We start from the raw sequence: 17,856 nt of genomic DNA on the forward strand, positions 1-17,856 counted from the left end.
TTTCCGCAGAGTGGAAGATCAGGGGGCTGATCAGAGGTGCTCGGCGAGCCCGAACAGCGGGAACAGGCTCGTGTCGAAGAACGCCGAGACGTGCGCGACGCCGTCCTCGGTGACGCTCAGGACCTGGAGCTGGTAGGCGCGGTGGACGCCGTCCTCGCCGCGCATGTAGAGGCCGAACGCGGGTTGCGCGTTCGCGGAGGCCGGCACCATCCGGATGTCGCCCGGGGCGGGGGCGCACTGGGTGCGGATGAGCCGCACGACGATGTCGGCGCCGACGAACCACTGGAGGTGCGGCGGCATCTCCCAGATGACGTCCTTCTTGAACAGCTCGATCAGCCCGGTGATGTCGGCGTCCTCGAACGCCTTCGCGTAGCGTTCGAGGAGGTCGCGCTGGGCCGGGTCGGTCGGCTCGACCAGCTCGTCCCGCGCCGGGGCGTGCTCGTCCAGCTGCGCCCGCGCCCGCTGCAGCGCGCTGTTGACCGCGGCGGTCGAGGTGTCCAGCAGCTCGGCGACCTCCGCGGCACGCCACTTCAGGACGTCCCGCAGGATCAGCACGACCCGCTGCTTGGCGGGCAGGTGCTGCAGCGCCGCGACGAACGCCAGCCGGGTGCTCTCCCGGGCGGCGACGATCGTGGCGGGGTCGGCGGCGTCCGCGCCGAGCACGGTGTCCGGTGCGGGCTCCAGCCAGGGCACCTCGGGCGAGGCCACGACGGGCCGCTCCGGCTCGTCGCTCGGCGCGCCCAGCCCGGACGGCATCGGCCGGTTGCCGCGCTGGTCGATCGCCGTGAGGCACACGTTCGTGGCGATCCGGTACAGCCACGTCCGCAGCGACGAGCGCCCCTCGAAGTTGCCGTAGGAGCGCCATGCCCGCAGGTAGGTCTCCTGCACGAGGTCTTCGGCGTCGTGGATGGAGCCGAGCATCCGGTAGCAGTGCGCCAGCAGCTCCCGCCGGTACGGATCGGCGAGTTCCTGGAAGTCCCGGTCTGTTTCTATGGTGCTGTTCCCCATGGCGGTCGTCACCTTCGTCCGGCGTCGTCACTGGGACGGGCGCCGCCGACGGGCCCCGTCGTCCCCGACCGTAGGCGAGCCCACCGACAGAATGCGCAACCCCCACATCCTACGCCCCCGCCCGGCGGCGGGGTGGCCGGACGGGCCGGGAGCCGGGCCCCCTCGGGGGTGCTCACCTGCATCTTCGCCGTCAGGCCAGGAGGGAGCCGAGGTGGCGGCGGGCCTCCTGCGCGCCGTCCCGGTTCCCGGTCTTCCGGCAGACGACGGCCGCCTGCGCCAGGTACTCCCGCGCCTCCCCCGGCCGGGAGAGGGCGAGGGCGGTCCTCCCGAGGAGCAGCAGGCTCAGGCCGCGCCCCCACCGGTCGCCGATGTCGGTCTGGATCTCCAGGGCGGTGACCGCGTGCCGGCGCGCCTCCCGGTGGTCCCCGGCGTCGGCGTGCGCGCGGGCGATGTGGTCGAGGGTGTCGGCCGTCCCGCGGCGGTCGCCGATCTCGTAGCGGATGACCAGGGCCTGCCGGCCGTAGTCCAGCGCCCTGCCGAGGTCGCCGCGCCGCCGCATGAGGCGGGCCTTCGTGTTCAGGCTCTCGCCCTCCCCGTGCCGGTCGCCGATCTCGCGACGGAGCGCCAGCGCCCGGGTGACGAGCCCGAGGGCCTCCGGGAAGCGCCCGGCGTTGCGGTGGATGCGGGCGAGCAGGTCGAGGATCTCGCCCTCCCCGTACGGGTCGGCGGTCTCCCGGCGGATCCGCAGTGCCGCCAGGCCGGCGGCGAGGGCGGCGTCCTCGTCCCCGAGGCGCCAGCGGGCGTGGGCGAGGGTGTCGAGGCTGTCGGCCTCGCCGCGCCGGTCGCCGATCTCGCGGTGCAGCGCCAGCGCCTGCTCGGCGAGCCCGACGGCGAGCTCGTTGCGGCCCAGCCTGCGGTGGTTGCGGGACAGGGCGTCGAGGCTCTCGGCCTGGCCCCGCCGGTCGCCGGTCCCGGTACGGATGCGCAGCGCGATCCCGGCGTGCCGCAGTCCTTTTCGGTACCGGGCGAGAGAGTGGTAGATCAGCGCGAGGCCGTCGTGGGCCTCGCCCTCGGCGTCGAGGTCCCCGATCTCCCGCAGGATCGCGATGGCCTTGCGGGCGTGCTTGACGGCGGCCCGTAGCGCGCTCCGGCGGCGGCAGACGTCGGCGAGCATGGTGCGGGTCCGGCCCTCCGCGGCGAGGTCGCCGATGGCCCGCTCGATGCGCAGCGCGTGCTTGAGGGCCCGCTGTGCGGCGGGGTACTCGGCCCGCCGGCAGCGGACGCGCCCGATGGCCTCCAGGGTCTCCGCCTCGCCGTAGCGGTCGCCCGTCTCGCGCTGGATGGTGTGCGCCTCGGCGAGGTGCCGGAGGGCGCCGTCGTGGTCGCCCAGCTCCCCTTGGAGCCGGCCGATGAGCGTGAGGGCCTCCGCCTCGCCGGTCCGGTCGTCCATGTCCCGCTTGGCCTCCAGCACCCTGCGGGCCGTGCGCAGCGCCCGGGCGTACTCGGTCTGCCTGCGGTCGATGTGCGCGAGGGTGAGCAGGTCGTCGGTCTCGCCGGGCCGGTCGCCGGTCCGCCGGCAGATCTCCAGCGACTCCTGGGCGCATGCGCGGGCCTCGGCGTAGCGGCCGGTGCGCGAGTGGGTGCGGGCGAGGACGTAGAGGGCGTGGCCGGCGCCGGCGAGGTCGCCGATCTCCCGCTGGGCGGCGAGGGCCTCCTCGGCGCGGGCGCGCGCCTCGTCGTAGCGGCTCTGGTGCCACCGGACGAGCGCGATCTTGGCGAGGCTCTCGGCGATGCCGCGGCGGTCGCCGATCTCCCGCCGGATCCGCAGGGACTCGGCGGCGTGCTCGGCGGCCTCGCGGTAGCGGCCGGTGCGGATGCCGACGCGGGCGAAGACGTCCAGCGTCACGCCCTGGCCCGGCCGGTCGCCGGTCTCCCGTTGGAGCCGCAGCGCCTCGCCCGCGTGTTTCAGCGCCGCCTTGTGGTCGCCCATCCTGCACTGGATCCGGGCGATGGTGGCGAGGCTCTCCCCGTGGCCGATCCGCTCGCCGCCGCCGGCGCCGGCCCGGGCGCCGATGGCGAGCGCGGCGCGGGCGTGGGCGAGGGCGTCGCCGTACCGGCCGGCGCTGCGTTCGATCTCGGCGAGGTTGTTCAGCGTCCTGCCGAGCCCGTGGCCGTCCTTCAACGCGCGCTGGAGGGCCATGGCGCTCTCGGCGTCCCGGCGGGCGGCGGCGTGCCGCCCGAGCCGCCGTTCCACCGTGGCGATGAGGTTGAGCACCGAGGCCACGCCGTGCTCGTCCCCGATCCGCCTCCGGATGGCGAGGGCGTGCTGCGCGTGCCGGATGGCCTCCTCGTACCGTCCCGCGTCGTGGCGGAACGCGGCGATGGTGGACAGCGACTCCGCCTCCCCGTACAGGTCGCCGAGGTCCCGGCTGATCCGCAGTGCGCGGCGGGCTCCGTCCATCGCCCCCGGCCGGTCGCCGAACGTCTGCAGCACCCGCGCCCGGCTGATCAGGCTCCTCGCCAGTCCGGCGAGGTCGCCGATGTCCTCGCGGATGCGCACCGAGTCCTGCGCGCGGCTCAGCGCCTCCCGCAGCCGCCCGCTGCGGCGCAGGGTGCGGGACATGCCGTCGAGGACCTCGCCCTGGCCGCGCCGGTCCCCGAGGCGCTCGCGGACGGCGAGGGCCCGCTGCGCGTAGTGCAGGGCGCGGTCGGTGCGGCCGAGCCGGCGCAGGATCCTGGAGATCAGCTCCAGCGCGTCGGCCTCGCCGGCGCCGCAGCGCAGTTCGCGCTGGACGCGCAGTGACTCGCGGGCGTGGCGCAGGGCGGTGCGGTAATGCGCGAGCCTCCAGTGCACCTGCGCGATCTGCTCGAGTCCCTGGCCGACTCCGTGCCGGTCGCCCTCCAGGGTCAGGATCCACAGCGCGTGCTCACCGTACTCCAGGGCCTCCCGGTAGCGGCAGCACTGGCGTTCGACGCGCGAGCGGGTGCCCAGCGCCCAGCCGGCGAGACGGTGGTCGCCGAGCTCGGTGAAGATCTCGTATGCGGCCTTCGCGTCCTCGGCGGCTTCGGCGTGGTTTCCGCGGTCGCAGTGCACGACGGCCAGCTGGTCGAGCATCCGGGCCTCGCTGTGGCGGTCGCCGGCGGCGCGCGCCGCCGCCAGGCCGAGCCTGTGGACCTCCAGGTTGTCGGCGCCGTGCTTGTCGCGCCTCAGGAGCTGGAAAAGGGCGTCGGCGAACTGCCAGGCAGGCGCCGGCTCGCCCCGTCCGGCCGCCTGGCGGGCCATCGCGACCACCGCGGCCCGCTCCATCTCGAACCAGGCGAGGGACGACTCGGCCATGCGCGGAGAGACCGCCGCGGCGCCGGACGCCGGGCCGACGGCCTCGGGCGCGATCGCGGCCGCGGCCTCGCGGACCCGGGTCAGGTACCAGGCCAGCAGCCGCCGGGCGGCCGCGTCGGCCGCCGCGCCGTCCTCGCGGGCGAGGCGTTCGGCGGCGTACTCGCTCAGCAGCTCGTGGAGGCGGAACCGCCCCGTCGTCCCGGGTTCGACGAGGTGCTTGCGGACGAGGCCGCGCAGCAGCCGGCGCGCCTCCGCGACGGGGACGGCGAGCAGCGCGGCGAGGCTCTCGGCGCCGAAGTCGTAGCCGTGCAGCAGGCCGAGCATGCGGAAGACGCCCTGCTCGCGTGCGGTCAGGTTGTCGTAGGACAGGTCGAAGGCGGGGCGGATCGCAAGGCCCGCGTCACCGTCGAGGGCGAGGACGTCGAGCCGGCCTCCGCCGGTCAGCTCCTCCACCAGGGACGTCACGGAGTCGAAGGGCCCGGCCGCCGGCCCGGTCGTCGCGATCCGGATGGCCAGCGGCAGCCGGGCGCACGACTCGGCGAGGGCGGTGACCGCCTGCGGCTCCCGTTCGCTGCGTTCCCCGCCGAGCAGCCGTGCGGCGAGCCTCCAGGAGTCGGCGGTGGTGAGCGGCGCGACGGGGATGGAGGTCCCGCCGAACCGCGTGCCGAGCTCCTCCAGGCGGGTGCGGCCGGTCACCACGACCAGGCAGCCGCGGCCTCCCGGGACCAGCGGGACGATCTGCCGGGCGTCCGCCGCGTTGTCGAGGACGAGCAGGATGCGGCGGTCGGCGACGAGGGAGCGGAACAGCGCGGCGCGGCGCGCCTCGTCCGCCGGGATGTCGGAGGCCGCGAGGCCGAGGTCGCTGAGGAGCCGGAACAGGGCCGTGGCGGGCGACGCCGCGTTCGGGGACAGGCCGTGCAGGTCGAGGAAGAACTGGTCGCCGAAGTAGCCGGTGTTCTGGTGGGCCCAGTGCAGGACCAGCGAGGTCTTGCCGACGCCGGCCATGCCGTGGATCTGCAGGACGGCCGCCGAGTTGCTCTCCCCGGCGGAGGCGCGGGCGCCGTCCATGGCCGCGAGTTCCTCGTCGCGTCCGACGAAGTCGCCGGGAGCCGCGGGGAGCTGCCGGATGGGCGGCAGGAACCGGGGCGGGTGGTGGTGGACGACCTTGTCCCCGCCGACGATGTCGCCGTCGGCATGGACGGGGTCGTGGAAGTGCGCCGCCGCCCGGTCCGGCCGGGCGGGCCGCCGTCGCGCGAGGACCTGCGCACCGTCGCGGGGGATCTCACCGTCGCCTGCGTCGTCTCGCGTCATGGTCGGTACCGCCTCCCCTGTCAAGATCGGGGTCCTTTCCAGAAGAACCCCCGGGCGGGGCGGGCACAACGGTCCGTCCAATGCCCGTACAAGGCCGTACGCCGCGGTGTTTCCGCAGCGGGAGCGCCTCGCCACGAATGGTGACCGGCCCCCGGGAAAACCCGGAAACCGATGCGAGCGGCAGAACCTATGTCATGTGACCTAAACAGCGCCGCGGTCCCGTGTGTCAATCGGGTTGTCGGACGGCATCCGGCTCGCGTGGGGGTTTCAGATGGTGGTGCGCAGTTCGTCCAGGAGCGGAGCGGAGGCGCCGGACCCCCGGGGCATCGTCACGCGGCAGGACTTCGCGCGGGAGCTGACGCTGCTGCGCGAGCGTGCGGGCCTGACGGTCCGGGACGTTGCGCGGGAGGCGGGGATACCGCAGGCGAGCGCGGGCGACTACTTCGCCGGGCGCCACCTGCCGCCGCTGAAGCCCGCGCGGCTCCCGGCGCTGCTGCGGGCGTGCGGGGTCGCCGACGCCGGGACGGTCGGGGCGTGGTTGGAGGCCCTGCGGAGGGTCCGGCGGAGCCCGGGGCGGCGCCCGGCGGTCGTCCCGTACCGGGGGCTGGCACGTTTCGAGACCGAGGACGCCGGCTGGTACTTCGGCCGCGAGGCGCTGACGTCGGTCCTGGTCGAGCGCGTGCGGGCGCTGGAGGGCAGGGGCGCGCTCGTGGTCGTCGGGCCGTCCGGCGCCGGAAAGTCGTCGCTGATCCGCGCCGGGATGATCCCCGCACTGCCCGAGGGGACGGAGGTCGCGCTCCGCACGGCCGGTGAGCTCGACGCGGACGACCTGGCCGGGCTGCGCGGGGCCGCGGACGGGGACGCGGTCGTGATCGTCGACCAGTTCGAGGACGTCTTCGCCGACCGCTCCGAGGCGGACGCTCAGGAGCTGGTCACCGCCCTGCTGGACCTGCCGGCCGTGGTGGTGCTGGCGCTGCGGGCCGACTTCTACGGCCGGGCGCTGCGGCATCCGGGCCTGGCCAGGGTCCTTCAGGCGGGCCAGGTGGTCGTCACTCCCATGAACGAGGACGAGCTGCGCCGCGCGATCGTGGCGCCGGCGCAGCGGGCCGGGCTGGAACTCGAACCCGGTCTGGCGGACCTGCTGCTGCGCGAGGTGAGCCCGGCGCCGGACGCGCGGGCCGGCGCCGCCCACGAGACGGGCACGCTGCCGCTGCTGTCGCACGCGCTGCTGTCGACGTGGGAGCGGCGCCGGCAGGGGATGCTGACGATCGCCGACTACCGCGGCAGCGGCGGGATCGAGGGCGCCGTCGCCGCCACCGCCGAGGAGGTCTACAGCGGCCTGGACGAGGCGGAGCGCGGCGTCGCCCGCAGGCTGTTCCTGCGGCTGGTCCACATCGCCGACGACACGGGGGTGACGCGCCGCCGCGTCGCGGAGCGGGAGCTCGGCGACGGGGTGCGCGACGTCCTCGACCGGTTCGTCCGGCAGCGGCTCGTCACCGCCCGCGCCGACGGCGTCGAGATCGCGCACGAGGCGCTGCTGTTCGCCTGGCCGCGGCTGCGCGCGTGGCTGGACGCCGACCGGGCCGGGCTGCGCACCCACCGGCGGGTCACGGCGGGGGCGCAGGCGTGGGAGGAGTCCGGACGCGATCCCGGCACCCTCATGCGCGGAGTGTGGCTCGCCGAGGGCGAGGAGCTGGCCGCGGATCCGCGGCGCGGCGGCGGCCTGAACGAGCCGGAACGCCGCTTCCTTGCCGCGTCGGCGGAGCAGCGGGACGCGGAGGCGCGCGCCGCGCGGCGGCTGGTCAGGCGCGGCCGCCGGCTGATCGCGGTGCTGTCGGCGGTGTCCTTGCTCGCCCTCGGGCTCACGGCCGTCACGCTGCGCCAGCGCCACTCCGCCGACCTGCAGCGGCATGCGGCGGACCTGCAGCGCGACATCGCGGTGTCCCGGCAGGTCGCGATCGAGTCGGCCAAGCTGCGCGGCAAGGACGTGGCGCTCGCCGGCCGGACCGCGCTCGCCGCGTACCGGGTGGCGCGCACGCCGGAGGCGCGGTCCAGCCTGCTGGAGGCCTACGCCGGCCCGGCGGCGACCCGGATCGCGGGCGCCCGCGGGATCCTGCAGGCGGTGGCCGTCACCGCGGACGGCCGCACCCTCGCGGCCGCGGGCGCCGACCGGGCGGTCCGGCTCTGGAACATCGCGGACCGGGGGCGCCCCGCGCCGATCGGTGCACCGCTGACCGGGCACCCCGACACGATCTACGGCGTCGCGTTCAGCCCGGACGGCGGGACGCTGGCCAGCGGGGGCGGCGGTGGCACGGTCCTGGTGCGGCCGCTCGGCGGCGCCGCGCGGCGGCTCACCGGGCCGCGCGACACCGTGTACGCGGTGGCGTTCGGCCCGGACGGCCGGACCCTCGTCGCGGCGAGCGCGGACGGCACCGTCCGCGCCTGGGACCTCGCCGCCCCGCAGCCGGGCGGCGGCCGCGTGCTGGCCGAGCGTCCCGCGGGCGCCCACAGCGTGGCGTTCAGCCCGGACGGCGGGACCCTCGCCGCCGGTTTCGCCGACGGGAGGATCCAGCTCATCGACATGGACCGCCGCGCACCCGCCGGCCGGCCGCTCCCGGCGGGCGACAGGACCGTGTACGGGCTCGCGTTCGGGCCCGGCGGCGGGATGCTCGCGGCGGGCGGCGCCGACGGGACGGTCCGGCTCTGGCGGATGGACGGCTCGTCGGCCGTCCCGTCCGGCCGGCCGCTGACGGGACCGGATCAATGGGTCAACGGGGTGGCCTTCGCGCCGGACGGCCGCTCCGTGGCGGCGGCGAGCTCCGACGGCCGGGTGCGGGTCTGGGACGCCGGCTCGCGGACGGTCACCGCGTCCCTGCCGCATCCGGGGCCGGTGACAGCCGTGACGTACCTGGGGCCGGGGCTGCTCGCCACCGCCGCGTCCGACGGCACGGCCCGGATCTGGGACGTTCCCGGGCCCGTCATCGAGGGACCGGACGGCGGCGTCTACACCGCCGCGCTGAGCCGCGACGGGCGCGTCCTCGCCCTGGCGGGGGCCGGCGGCACGGCCCGGCTGTGGTCGGTGGCCGACCCGCGCCATCCGGCCCCGCTCGGGCCGGTGATCGAGCGGGCGGCCGGGTCCGGCACCGCGTCCGGCGCCGCCGCGCTGAGCCCCGACGCCGCGACGCTCGCGATCGGCACGCGCGGCGGCGCGACACGGCTCTGGGACGTGCGCTCCCCGGCCCGTCCCACCGCGATCCCGGCCGCGCTCACCGGGCCGGACGACCTCGTCCAGGGGCTCACGTTCAGCCCGGACGGCCGTCTGCTCGCCGTCGCGAGCAACGACGGGAAGGTGTACCTGTGGGACGTCGGCGACCCGCGCGAGCCGGTGCGCACCGCCGAGCTCGCCGGCGCGGCCAACTACGCCTACCAGGCCGCGTTCAGCCCGGACGGCCGCACACTGGCCTACGGCACGGCGGGCGGGAGGGTCTTCCTCTGGGACGTCGCCGACGCCCGGCGCCCTGTCCGGCTGGGCCCGCCGCTGACCGGCCACGAGGGCTACGTGTTCGCGGTGGTGTTCGACCCGGGCGGCCGGACGCTCGCGACGGCGGGCGCCGACAACACGGTGATCCTGTGGGACGTCGCAGACCGGGCCCGCCCGCGTCCGCTCCCCCGGCGCCTGCGCGGCCCGGCCAACTACGTCTACTCGCTGGCCTACGGCCCGGACGGCATCCTCGCGGCGGCCGCCGGCGACGGCACCGCCTGGCTGTGGGACACCTCCGACCCGTCCGATCCGCGCACGCTGGCGACCCTCGCGGCTTCCGGCGAGTCCCTCTACATCGACGCCGCCGTCCCGGCCCGGCCGCTTCTCGTCACCGCCGGCGTGGGCCGCGAGGTGAAACTGTGGACCATGGACCCGGACGAGATCACCGCGCAGATCTGCGGCACGGGCGGGACCCCGGTCACCGAGGCCGAGTGGCGGCGCCATCTGCCGTCCACGCCCTTCGATCCACCCTGCCGGTGAGGCCGGATCATGGCGGTCCGCGCTAGAACTCGAAGCCGCCGGGACGGCCGTTGCGGTCGGCGATGAGGCCGGCGAGGGCCGCGATGGCGATCTCCGCCGGGGAGCGGGAGCCGATGTTGAGGCCGATCGGGCGGTGCACCCGGGCGATGTCCTCGGCGGGGACGCCCAGTTCGGTGAGGGCCGGGATGTGCGGGGCCGGATGCCGGGGGTTGCCCATCACGCCCACCCAGCGGACGGGCTGGGTCAGCACGTCCCGCAGGACGGGCCCCAGCTCGGGCCGGTGGTGGTCGGTGACGACGACGTCCGCGGTCGCGTCCAGGTGCGGCAGGTCCGCGGTCCCGTCCCGGTCCTTGTCGGGGTCGACGAGGAACGTGCGGTAGCCGAGGTCGGCGCCGTAGCGCAGCAGATGCTCCGCGACGGGGCCGGCGAACACCGCGACCAGCGTCCGCTCCGCCGCCGGTGCGGGGACGTCGCCGTGCGCGACGGCGCAGGAGGGGTCGTTCTCGTGCGGTGTGCCCATACCCGAAGTCTGCCCCGCGCAGCGGCGGCCGGTCCAGCGGGCCGCGCCCTTTACGGAAACCGGAGTTTCCCAAACGGGAACCCCTTCCTTCGGAACGGGTATGCCTGCACCCTAGACTGCACACCAACAGGCGGGCCTCGGGAGGGACCGTGATCGCGAGACCGGAGGGCGGCCCCCGCGTCGTGGTGGGGGTCGACGACTCCGCGGGCGCCCGGTGCGCCCTGTCGTGGGCGATCGGGGAGGCGCGGCTGCGGAGGCTGCCGCTGCTGGTGGCGCACGCCGCGCCGCTTCCGCCGCACGTGTCGGCGGCCGGGCAGCTCGGCTGCGGCATCACCGAGGCGCTGCGCGGCTCGGGCGCGGAGCTGATCGCCCGGGTCCTCTCGGACGTGAGCGACGGCCCCCCGGACGGTGTGGAGATGTCGGCCCTGGCGCTGGTCGGCGAGCCGGGCGCGGCACTGGTGCGGCTCGCGGGCGACGACGACATCCTCGTCGTCGGGCACGGGACGCGGGGCCCGTTCTCGCGGCTGCTGCGGCCGTCGGTCCGGCTGCACTGCGCCCGCCGCGCCCGCGCGACGCTGGTGTGCGTCAGCGCGCCCGCGTTCGACACGCTGCTGGAGCGCCTGGCCGCGTACGACGAGTCCCCCGGTCACGTGCCGGGATCCCGGTTCCGTCGGCTGGGCCGCCGCCTGCGTCTCCCGCTGTGATCTCCCCACCAGAATCTCCCCGCCAGAATCTCGCCACCGGCACCTCGCCATCGGCGCCGCATCGCCCGCATAGGCTTCCGGTATGCGCAAGTACGTCATCATCGGCGCGATCGGCAGCGGCAAGGGAACGCAGTCGGCGCTGCTCGCGCGCGATCTGGACATCGTGCACATCAGCGTCGGCGACATCTTCCGGTGGCATGTCAAGAGCCACACCAAGCTCGGCGCGCAGGTGCGGCGCATCATGGGGGCCGGTGAGCTGGTCGGCGACGACCTGGTGGAGGGCGTCGTCCGTCAGCGGCTCGACCAGCACGACTGGAACTACGGGTTCGTCATCGACGGGTTCCCGCGCAGCCGGAGGCAGACCGAGTTCTTCCTGGAGAGCTACGACATCGACGGCGTGATCCATCTCGACCTGCCGGACGAGGAGGTCCGCCGCCGTGTCCTGGCCCGCCGGCTCTGCGCCGGGTGCGGGATGGACTACAACCTGATCGCGGACCGTCCCACCGAGGACGGGCGCTGCGACGTGTGCGGCGGCGAGCTGGTCGCGCGCGAGGACGACACGGAGGAGGCCCTCGCCGAGCGGCTGCGGCTGTACCACGACAAGACCGACCCGATCCTGGACCTGTTCGGCCGCAAGGAGTACGTGGTCACCGTGGACGCGCGGCCCGGGATCGACGAGGTGCAGCGGACGCTCCGCGACAGGCTCCGGCTGCCGATGCCGCGGTGACCGGCGGCCGCGCCGGGCGGCCCCGCGCGCGGACGCGCGGAGCCGCCGGTCCTCCGGGCCTCAGGCCGGGGGCAGGTCGACCAGGGCGGCCAGGGCGGCCCGGTGGTGGCCGGGCGTGCCGAGGGCGATGGAGTCGGCCTTGGCCCGCTTCAGGTACAGGTGCGCCGGGTGCTCCCAGGTGAAGCCGATGCCACCGTGCATCTGCACGCACTCCTCGGCGGCCTTGAGCGCGACGGCCGAGCAGTGCGCCTGAGCGACCGCGACGGCGATCGCCGTGTCGCCGTCACCCGCCTCCGTCCGGGGTGACGGCCCCCCGGCCGCCCCGGCGAAGGCGCTGGAGGCGACGCACGATGCCGCGTGGCGGGCGACCGCGCGGGCCTGGGTGACCGACGTCCACAGGTCGGCGAGGCGGTGCTTGAGGCCCTGGTAGGAGCCGACCGGCCGGCCGAACTGGTAGCGCGTCTTCACGTAGGCGACGGTGTCGTCCAGGCACCGCTCGGCGAGCCCGAGCTGCTCGGACGCCAGCATCGCGGCACCGGTCAGCAGGGCGGCGCGGACGGCGCCCGTCCCCTCGGCGACGCGGCGCGCGGGCGCACCGGAGAGGGCGATGTCGGCGAGGCGGCGCGTCATGTCCAGGGACGTCACGGCGGTGCGGCGGACGCCGGCGGCGTCCACCGCGTAGAGGCCGTCGCCGGCCGGGACCAGGAACACGTCGGCGGCCGTCCCGTCGGCGACGCTGGTGACCGTGCCGGTCACCGCACCGTCCTCGACCCGGACGGTCGCGCCGGCGTCACCGGGGGCGGTGCTGAACGGCACGGCGAGCACGGCGATCCGCTCGCCGGACGCCATCCCCGCCAGCAGGTCGCGCTCCCCCGCGGCCAGCAGCGCGGCCGTCGCGATCACGGAGCTGCTCAGGAACGGGACGGGTGCGGCGAAGCGGCCCAGCTCCTCCATGACGACGGCGGTCTCGCGCCAGGTGGCGCCGGCGCCGCCGAGGTCCTCGGGAACGGGCAGCCCCGCGCAGCCGAGCTGGGCGGCGACGGCCCGCCACAGCGCCGCGTCGTACGGCTCGTCCTTCTCGGTCCCGGCGAGGACGGACGTCCAGGGCGCCTTGTCGTCGAGGACTTCGCGGACGCTCGCGCGCAGGTCGTTCTCGATCTCGCTGTACAGCAGGTCGCTCACTTGGGGAGGTCCTTCCACGCCACGTCCTTGTCGACCCGGATCTCGCCGGGCAGGCCCAGCACGCGCTCGGCGATGATGTTGCGCAGGATCTCCGAGGTGCCGCCCTCGATGGAGTTGCCCTTGGCGCGCAGGTAGCGGTAGCCGGGCGAGCGGCGGGTGAAGTCGACCTCGGTCGGCCGGCGCATGGTCCAGTCGTCGTAGCGCAGGCCGTCCTCGCCGAGCAGCTCCAGCTCCAGGCCGGACACCTGCTGGTTGAGTTCGGCGAACGCCAGCTTGGCGCCCGAGCCCTCCGGGCCGGGCTGCCCGGCGGTGAGCTGCTGGCGCAGCCGCTCCCCGGTGAGCCGGGCCGCCTCGGTCCGCACCCAGGCGCGCAGGACCGAGTCGTGCAGGCCGGGGGTGCGCAGTTCGGGGCGGTCGCGCCACAGGGCGGCGACCACGCCGATCATGCCGCTCTCGCGCGGCGCGGCGGCGCCGCCGATGGCGACGCGCTCGTTCATCAGCGTCGTGGTGGAGACCCGCCACCCCTGCCCGACCTCGCCGAGCCGGTGCTCGTCGGGGATCCGCACGTCGGTGAGGAAGACCTCGTTGAACTCGGCCTCACCGGTGATCTGCCGCAGCGGCCGGACCTCGACGCCCGGCGCGGTCATGTCGCAGACGAAGTAGGTCATGCCGCGGTGCTTGGGGACGTCCGGATCGGTGCGGGTGACGAGGATCGCCCAGCGCGCCTCGTGGGCCATGGACGTCCAGACCTTCTGGCCGTTGACCGTCCAGGCGTCGCCGTCGCGGACGGCTCGGGTGGCGAGCGCGGCGAGGTCGGAGCCCGCGCCGGGCTCGCTGAACAGCTGGCACCACAGTTCTTCGCCGGTCCACAGGGGACGCAGGAAGCGCCGCTTCTGCTCCTCGGTGCCGAACGCGAGGATCGTCGGCGCGGCCATCCCGAGGCCGATGCCGTTGCGTTGGGGGTGGTTGGAAGGCGCGCCGGCCTTGGCGAACCGCCGGTCGACGGCGGGCTGCAGGGCGCGCGGGGCACCGAGCCCGCCGAGCCCCTCGGGGTAGTGGACCCAGGCGAGTCCGGCGTCGAACCGGGCCCGCAGGAACTCCAGGGGCTCGGTGGCGGAGGGGTCGTGCGCGGCGAGGAACCCGCCGACCCGCCTCTCCAGCTCGTCGGCGTCGGGTGGTGCTGTGCTCACAGGGCGTACCTCCGCGCGGCGACGGGTGGCGGCCGGGCCACCCGCACTGGGACATACCAACCGGTCGGTATGGTCCGTCCACCCTAGAAACCTCCGGGAGGCGAGTCAACCGCCGTCGCGCCCCAGCTCACGGCCGAGCCGGGGATGACCGCCGTTCGGCCGCCGGGAGACGGCTCGGGCGCCGGCGGATCCGGACATGTCCCCCTCGACTACAATCGGAGTAGCTGCTCCGCATGGGAGAACTCGGGGTCCGGCAACCGGGGGGAGGCCGCGATGACATCGTCCGCGTCCGGGAGGCCGCTGCGCGCCGACGCCCTGCGCAACCGCGCCAAGGTCCTCGCCGCGGCCGAGGAGGTCTTCGCCGTCCGGGGGACCTCCGCCTCCACCGAGGAGGTCGCACGGGAGGCGGGCGTCGGGATCGGCACGGTGTTCCGGCACTTCCCCACCAAGGAGTCGCTGCTGGAGGCCGTCCTGGTCGCGCTGCTGGAGCGGCTCGCCGCGGAGGCCCGGGAACTGCGGTCCGCCGGCGACGCCGGCGCCGCGTTCTTCGGGTTCTTCGCCCGCGTGGTGTCGCAGGCGGCGGCCAAGCGGGCCGTGACCGAGGCGCTGGCCGAGGCCGGCGTCGACGCCCGCGCGGCCACCGGCACCGCCGGGCCGGGGCTGAAGGCCGCCCTCGGGACGCTCCTCGAACGGGCGCAGGAGGCCGGGGCCGTCCGCGCCGACGTGGGCGCGGGCGAGGTCATGGCGCTGCTGACGGGCATGTCCTATGCGGCCGGGCGCGCCGGGGCCGGCGAGGACGTCCTCAGGATCGCCTTCGACGGCCTGCGCCCCCGCCCGGATCAGGGGGATGCGGATCAGACGGGTGCGGATTCGAGCGGGACGTGAGCGTCCGGCTCAGGCCGCGACGCGCAGGTAGTGCGCCCAGTAGCCCTGCCAGCGCCCGTACCGGGCGGCGAGCCTCCGCAGGTCCGCGTCGGTGACCGCCCTGCCGTAGGCGCGGGACGCCGCGTCCCGCAGCGACCACTCCACCGGTGTCTCCTCCATCCTCCCGAGCCCGCGGATGAGGATGAAGCCGGCCGACCAGGGGCCGATGCCGGGCAGGCCGAGCAGGAAGGCCTTGACCTCCCCGAACGGGCCGTCGCGCAGGAAACCCTCGTCGACCTCACGCCACGCGCGCACCGCGCCGTACAGGTGGCCGCCCTTGCGCCGGTTGCCGACCAGTTCCGCGACGCGCGTCTCCGGGAGGCTCGCGAGCTGCTCGGCGTCGGGGAACGCCGTGTGCGCGGTTCCGTCCACGACGAGGGTGTTGCCGAACTCCCCGGCCAGGGCCCGCTTGCCGTTCGCGGCTGCGGCGATGGGGGTGCGCTGCGACAGGATCGCCCACGCCAGGTTCTCCACCGGGGTGGGGAACTTGACGTGGTGGTATCCGTGCAGGCGGCCGATGACGGGCGCGAAACCGGGGTCGTCGCGCCCGCGGAGGTAGAACTCGGCGAGGTCGTCGTCCAGGCTCAGGTGGAAGCGGACCCGGTCGGCGGCCGCGGCGACGTCGTCCGGTGCGAGCGGCCCGTCGGCGTGCAGGGTGACCCGCACGCCGTCTCCGGCCTGGACGACCCGGGCGACGACCGTCCGGCCGCGGGCGCGCAGGGCCTTGGTCAGCGTCCCGTCCTCGACCGCCTGCTCACCGGATGTCGGCGGGAAACCGCGGACGAAGCGGAGCGCCGGGCCGAGGTCGAACGGCGGCGCCGCGGGCAGGTCGATGGTCTCGGTGAACATGAGCGCACACTATCCACCGGCCGTGACATCGCCCGGGTGAGCGTCAGGAGGCCAGTTCGGCGGGGAGGCCGGCGCGGTGCAGGACCGTCAGCGACGTGACCGCGCGGGTCAGCACGACGTACAGGCGGGCGAGGCCGCGCGTCTCGGCGGCGGCGATCGCGGCGGGCTCCGCGACGATCACGTGGTCGTACTCCAGTCCCTTGGCGAGCGTCGCCGGGACGACGAGCAGGCGGGCGTCGCCGTCGGAGTCCGGTCCGAGGACGGTGTGCTCCAGCCCGGCCGCGTCCAGCGCCGCCGCGTACCCGGCCGCCGCGGCGTCGGGCACGATCAGGCCGGCGGAGCCGGGGCGGGCGAGTGCCTCGCGGGCGGCCTCGACGGCGGCGGCGGCCAGGTCGGGGACGCGCCGCACCTCCAGGGCGCCCGCTCCGGGACGCAGCGAGCGCGGCCGGTCCAGGCCGGGCGCGACGTGCGGGAGCAGGCGGGCGGCGTAGTCGAGGACGGTCCCGGGGACGCGGAAGCCGAGGGTCAGCTCGGTGACGTCGCCTTCCTGCCCGAGGTGGGCGAGAACCTCTTTCCAGGACCGCGCGGACCAGGCGGTCGTGCCCTGGGCGAGGTCGCCGAGGACGGTCGCCGAGCCCGTCGCGCAGCGGCGGCCGAGGGCGCGCAGCTGCATCGCGGACAGGTCCTGTGCCTCGTCCACGATCAGGTGGCCGAGTGAGGCGGTGCGCTCGATGAGGTCGTGCAGCTCGTCGAGGAGCGCGCGGTCGGCGGCGGTCCACCTGGCCGAGCGGTGCGACCTGGCGGGCCCGGCCCACCTGATCGCGGCCTGCTCGTCCTCGTCCAGGACGCCCTTCGCCGCCTTCCGCAGGAAGCCGGCGTCCGACAGCAGCCGGTGCAGGACCTGCTCGGGCGTGACCTTCGGCCACACGGCGTCGAGGACCCGCTTGACCGGCCTGCTCCGCGCCACCTGGTCCTGGACGCGGTCGTCGGGCGCCTCCCCGCGGCGTTCCATTCGCACGAGGATCTGGTGGGCGAGGCGTTGCGCGAACGCGGCGCGGCCGCTGCCATAGCGGGTGGTGCCGCGCAGCGCGGCGGCGATCTCCCGGACCTCGTGGTCGGCGAGCCGGTAGCGGGCGGCGCCCCGGGCGACGACGAGGCCCTCCTCGGGCTTGGTGACGTGCAGCCACAGCGCCTTGCGGAGCACGTCGGCCATGCGCGCCTCGCCCTTGGCGGCGGACACCGCCGCCGGTTCCTCCCCGGTGGGCGCGCCGAGCAGGTCGTCGATCGTGGCCTGCTCGGCCTTGACCTCTCCGAGGGCGGGCAGGACCGCCGAGATGTAGGCGAGGAACGCCCGGTTGGGCCCGACGATGAGGACCCCGGACCGCGACAGCCGCTCGCGGTGCGTGTACAGGAGGTAGGCGGCGCGGTGCAGGCCGACGGCCGTCTTGCCGGTGCCGGGCGCGCCCTGCACGCACACGGTGCGGGGCAGGTCCGCGCGGACGATCACGTCCTGGTCCGGCTGGATCGTGGCGACGATGTCGCGCATCGGCCCGGTGCGGGGACGCTCGATCTCCTCGGTCAGGATCCGGGACGGGCCGATCTCGCCGCCGTCCAGGGGCTCGTCCTCGAACGCGGTCAGCTCACCGGCCTGGAACCCGAACCGGCGCCGCAGCCGCCACCCCATGGGGTCGGCGGGCCCGGCCTGGTAGAACGCCCGCGACACGGGCGCGCGCCAGTCCAGGACGAGCGGCCGGCCCTCGTCGCCGTCGTGGACGTGGCGGCGCCCCACGTACATGATCGCGGGCAGGTCGGGTTCGCCCTCGCCGGCGCGGTCCATGCGCCCGAAGAACAGCGGCGTGCCGGGATGGTCGGCGAGCGCCGCGACGCGCCGGTCGAGCAGCGACTCCAGGAACTGCCTGGACACCCGGTCCGCCGCGACGTCGGCGGACAGGCTCTGCGCATGCTCGCGCATCCGGCGCAGCGCGGCGCGGGACTCGGCCAGATGGGCGCGTTCGGCGGCCAGGACGGTGGACTCGGCGGGCATGCGGGCAGACCTCCGGCAGCGAGAGGTGAGTGGGGGCAA

Annotated in this window: 11 protein-coding genes; 4 read left to right on the top strand and 7 right to left on the bottom strand. The window is 75.6% G+C overall.

Annotated features, from left to right (window positions below):
- Positions 1 to 30: 30 nt before the first annotated feature.
- Positions 31 to 1,008 carry a sigma-70 family RNA polymerase sigma factor gene (locus ACGFK0_RS20165; protein WP_392906724.1) on the bottom strand — a complete coding sequence of 326 codons (978 nt, stop codon included), beginning with the start codon at positions 1,006 to 1,008 and terminating at the stop codon, positions 31 to 33.
- Between the two features lie 190 nt (positions 1,009 to 1,198).
- Positions 1,199 to 5,656 (bottom strand): tetratricopeptide repeat protein, encoded by a 4,458-nt coding sequence (locus ACGFK0_RS20170; RefSeq protein WP_392906726.1) that lies wholly within the window; start codon positions 5,654 to 5,656, stop codon positions 1,199 to 1,201.
- A 271-nt stretch (positions 5,657 to 5,927) separates the two neighbouring features.
- Here ACGFK0_RS20170 and ACGFK0_RS20175 point away from each other — a divergent pair, with 271 nt between their 5' ends.
- The gene (locus ACGFK0_RS20175) at positions 5,928 to 9,677 is read left to right on the top strand and encodes a helix-turn-helix domain-containing protein (protein WP_392906727.1); all 3,750 of its coding nucleotides are present in this window, start codon (positions 5,928 to 5,930) and stop codon (positions 9,675 to 9,677) included.
- A gap of 22 nt (positions 9,678 to 9,699) precedes the next feature.
- Here the strand turns inward: ACGFK0_RS20175 and ACGFK0_RS20180 are convergent, their stop codons facing one another.
- Entirely contained in the window at positions 9,700 to 10,197 is a 498-nt protein-coding gene (locus ACGFK0_RS20180; RefSeq protein WP_392906729.1) for an XdhC family protein, read from the bottom strand.
- 149 nt (positions 10,198 to 10,346) lie between these two features.
- Between ACGFK0_RS20180 and ACGFK0_RS20185 the strand changes: the two genes are divergently transcribed.
- Together ACGFK0_RS20185 and ACGFK0_RS20190 are read left to right on the top strand one after the other, a co-directional pair.
- Entirely contained in the window at positions 10,347 to 10,901 is a 555-nt protein-coding gene (locus ACGFK0_RS20185; RefSeq protein ID WP_392906730.1) for a universal stress protein, read from the top strand.
- A gap of 82 nt (positions 10,902 to 10,983) precedes the next feature.
- Complete coding sequence (locus ACGFK0_RS20190) at positions 10,984 to 11,628, top strand: adenylate kinase family protein (protein ID WP_392906731.1); 645 nt, start codon at positions 10,984 to 10,986, stop codon at positions 11,626 to 11,628.
- Between the two features lie 60 nt (positions 11,629 to 11,688).
- On the opposite strand, the gene ACGFK0_RS20195 is transcribed toward ACGFK0_RS20190, so the two are convergent.
- The gene (locus ACGFK0_RS20195) at positions 11,689 to 12,810 is read right to left on the bottom strand and encodes an acyl-CoA dehydrogenase family protein (RefSeq protein WP_392906732.1); all 1,122 of its coding nucleotides are present in this window, start codon (positions 12,808 to 12,810) and stop codon (positions 11,689 to 11,691) included.
- Positions 12,807 to 14,000 carry an acyl-CoA dehydrogenase family protein gene (locus tag ACGFK0_RS20200; protein ID WP_392906733.1) on the bottom strand — a complete coding sequence of 398 codons (1,194 nt, stop codon included), beginning with the start codon at positions 13,998 to 14,000 and terminating at the stop codon, positions 12,807 to 12,809. Before ACGFK0_RS20200 ends, ACGFK0_RS20195 begins: the two co-directional genes overlap by 4 nt.
- 273 nt (positions 14,001 to 14,273) lie before the next feature.
- On the opposite strand from ACGFK0_RS20200, the gene ACGFK0_RS20205 reads away from it, so the two are divergent.
- Positions 14,274 to 14,885 (top strand): TetR/AcrR family transcriptional regulator, encoded by a 612-nt coding sequence (locus ACGFK0_RS20205; protein WP_392906734.1) that lies wholly within the window; start codon positions 14,274 to 14,276, stop codon positions 14,883 to 14,885.
- Positions 14,886 to 14,894: 9 nt separating this feature from the next.
- Here the strand turns inward: ACGFK0_RS20205 and ACGFK0_RS20210 are convergent, their stop codons facing one another.
- Together ACGFK0_RS20210 and ACGFK0_RS20215 are read right to left on the bottom strand one after the other, a co-directional pair.
- On the bottom strand, positions 14,895 to 15,773 hold the full coding sequence (locus ACGFK0_RS20210) for a DNA-3-methyladenine glycosylase family protein (protein WP_392906735.1): 879 nt from the start codon (positions 15,771 to 15,773) through the stop codon (positions 14,895 to 14,897).
- Positions 15,774 to 15,816: 43 nt separating this feature from the next.
- Entirely contained in the window at positions 15,817 to 17,817 is a 2,001-nt protein-coding gene (locus tag ACGFK0_RS20215) for a HelD family protein (protein WP_392906737.1), read from the bottom strand.
- Positions 17,818 to 17,856: the final 39 nt, after the last annotated feature.

The sequence above is a fragment of the Spirillospora sp. NPDC048823 genome (assembly GCF_043198445.1).
GTDB lineage: Bacteria > Actinomycetota > Actinomycetes > Streptosporangiales > Streptosporangiaceae > Spirillospora.

Bases quoted from the DNA above. Each gene is read 5' to 3' on its own strand.
- ACGFK0_RS20205 (WP_392906734.1), top strand. From the start codon at position 14,274: ATGACATCGTCCGCGTCCGGGAGGCCGCTGCGCGCCGACGCCCTGCGC.
- ACGFK0_RS20165 (WP_392906724.1), bottom strand. From the start codon at position 1,008: ATGGGGAACAGCACCATAGAAACAGACCGGGACTTCCAGGAACTCGCC.
- ACGFK0_RS20175 (WP_392906727.1), top strand. From the start codon at position 5,928: ATGGTGGTGCGCAGTTCGTCCAGGAGCGGAGCGGAGGCGCCGGACCCC.
- ACGFK0_RS20180 (WP_392906729.1), bottom strand. From the start codon at position 10,197: ATGGGCACACCGCACGAGAACGACCCCTCCTGCGCCGTCGCGCACGGC.
- ACGFK0_RS20170 (WP_392906726.1), bottom strand. From the start codon at position 5,656: ATGACGCGAGACGACGCAGGCGACGGTGAGATCCCCCGCGACGGTGCG.
- ACGFK0_RS20190 (WP_392906731.1), top strand. From the start codon at position 10,984: ATGCGCAAGTACGTCATCATCGGCGCGATCGGCAGCGGCAAGGGAACG.
- ACGFK0_RS20210 (WP_392906735.1), bottom strand. From the start codon at position 15,773: ATGTTCACCGAGACCATCGACCTGCCCGCGGCGCCGCCGTTCGACCTC.
- ACGFK0_RS20215 (WP_392906737.1), bottom strand. From the start codon at position 17,817: ATGCCCGCCGAGTCCACCGTCCTGGCCGCCGAACGCGCCCATCTGGCC.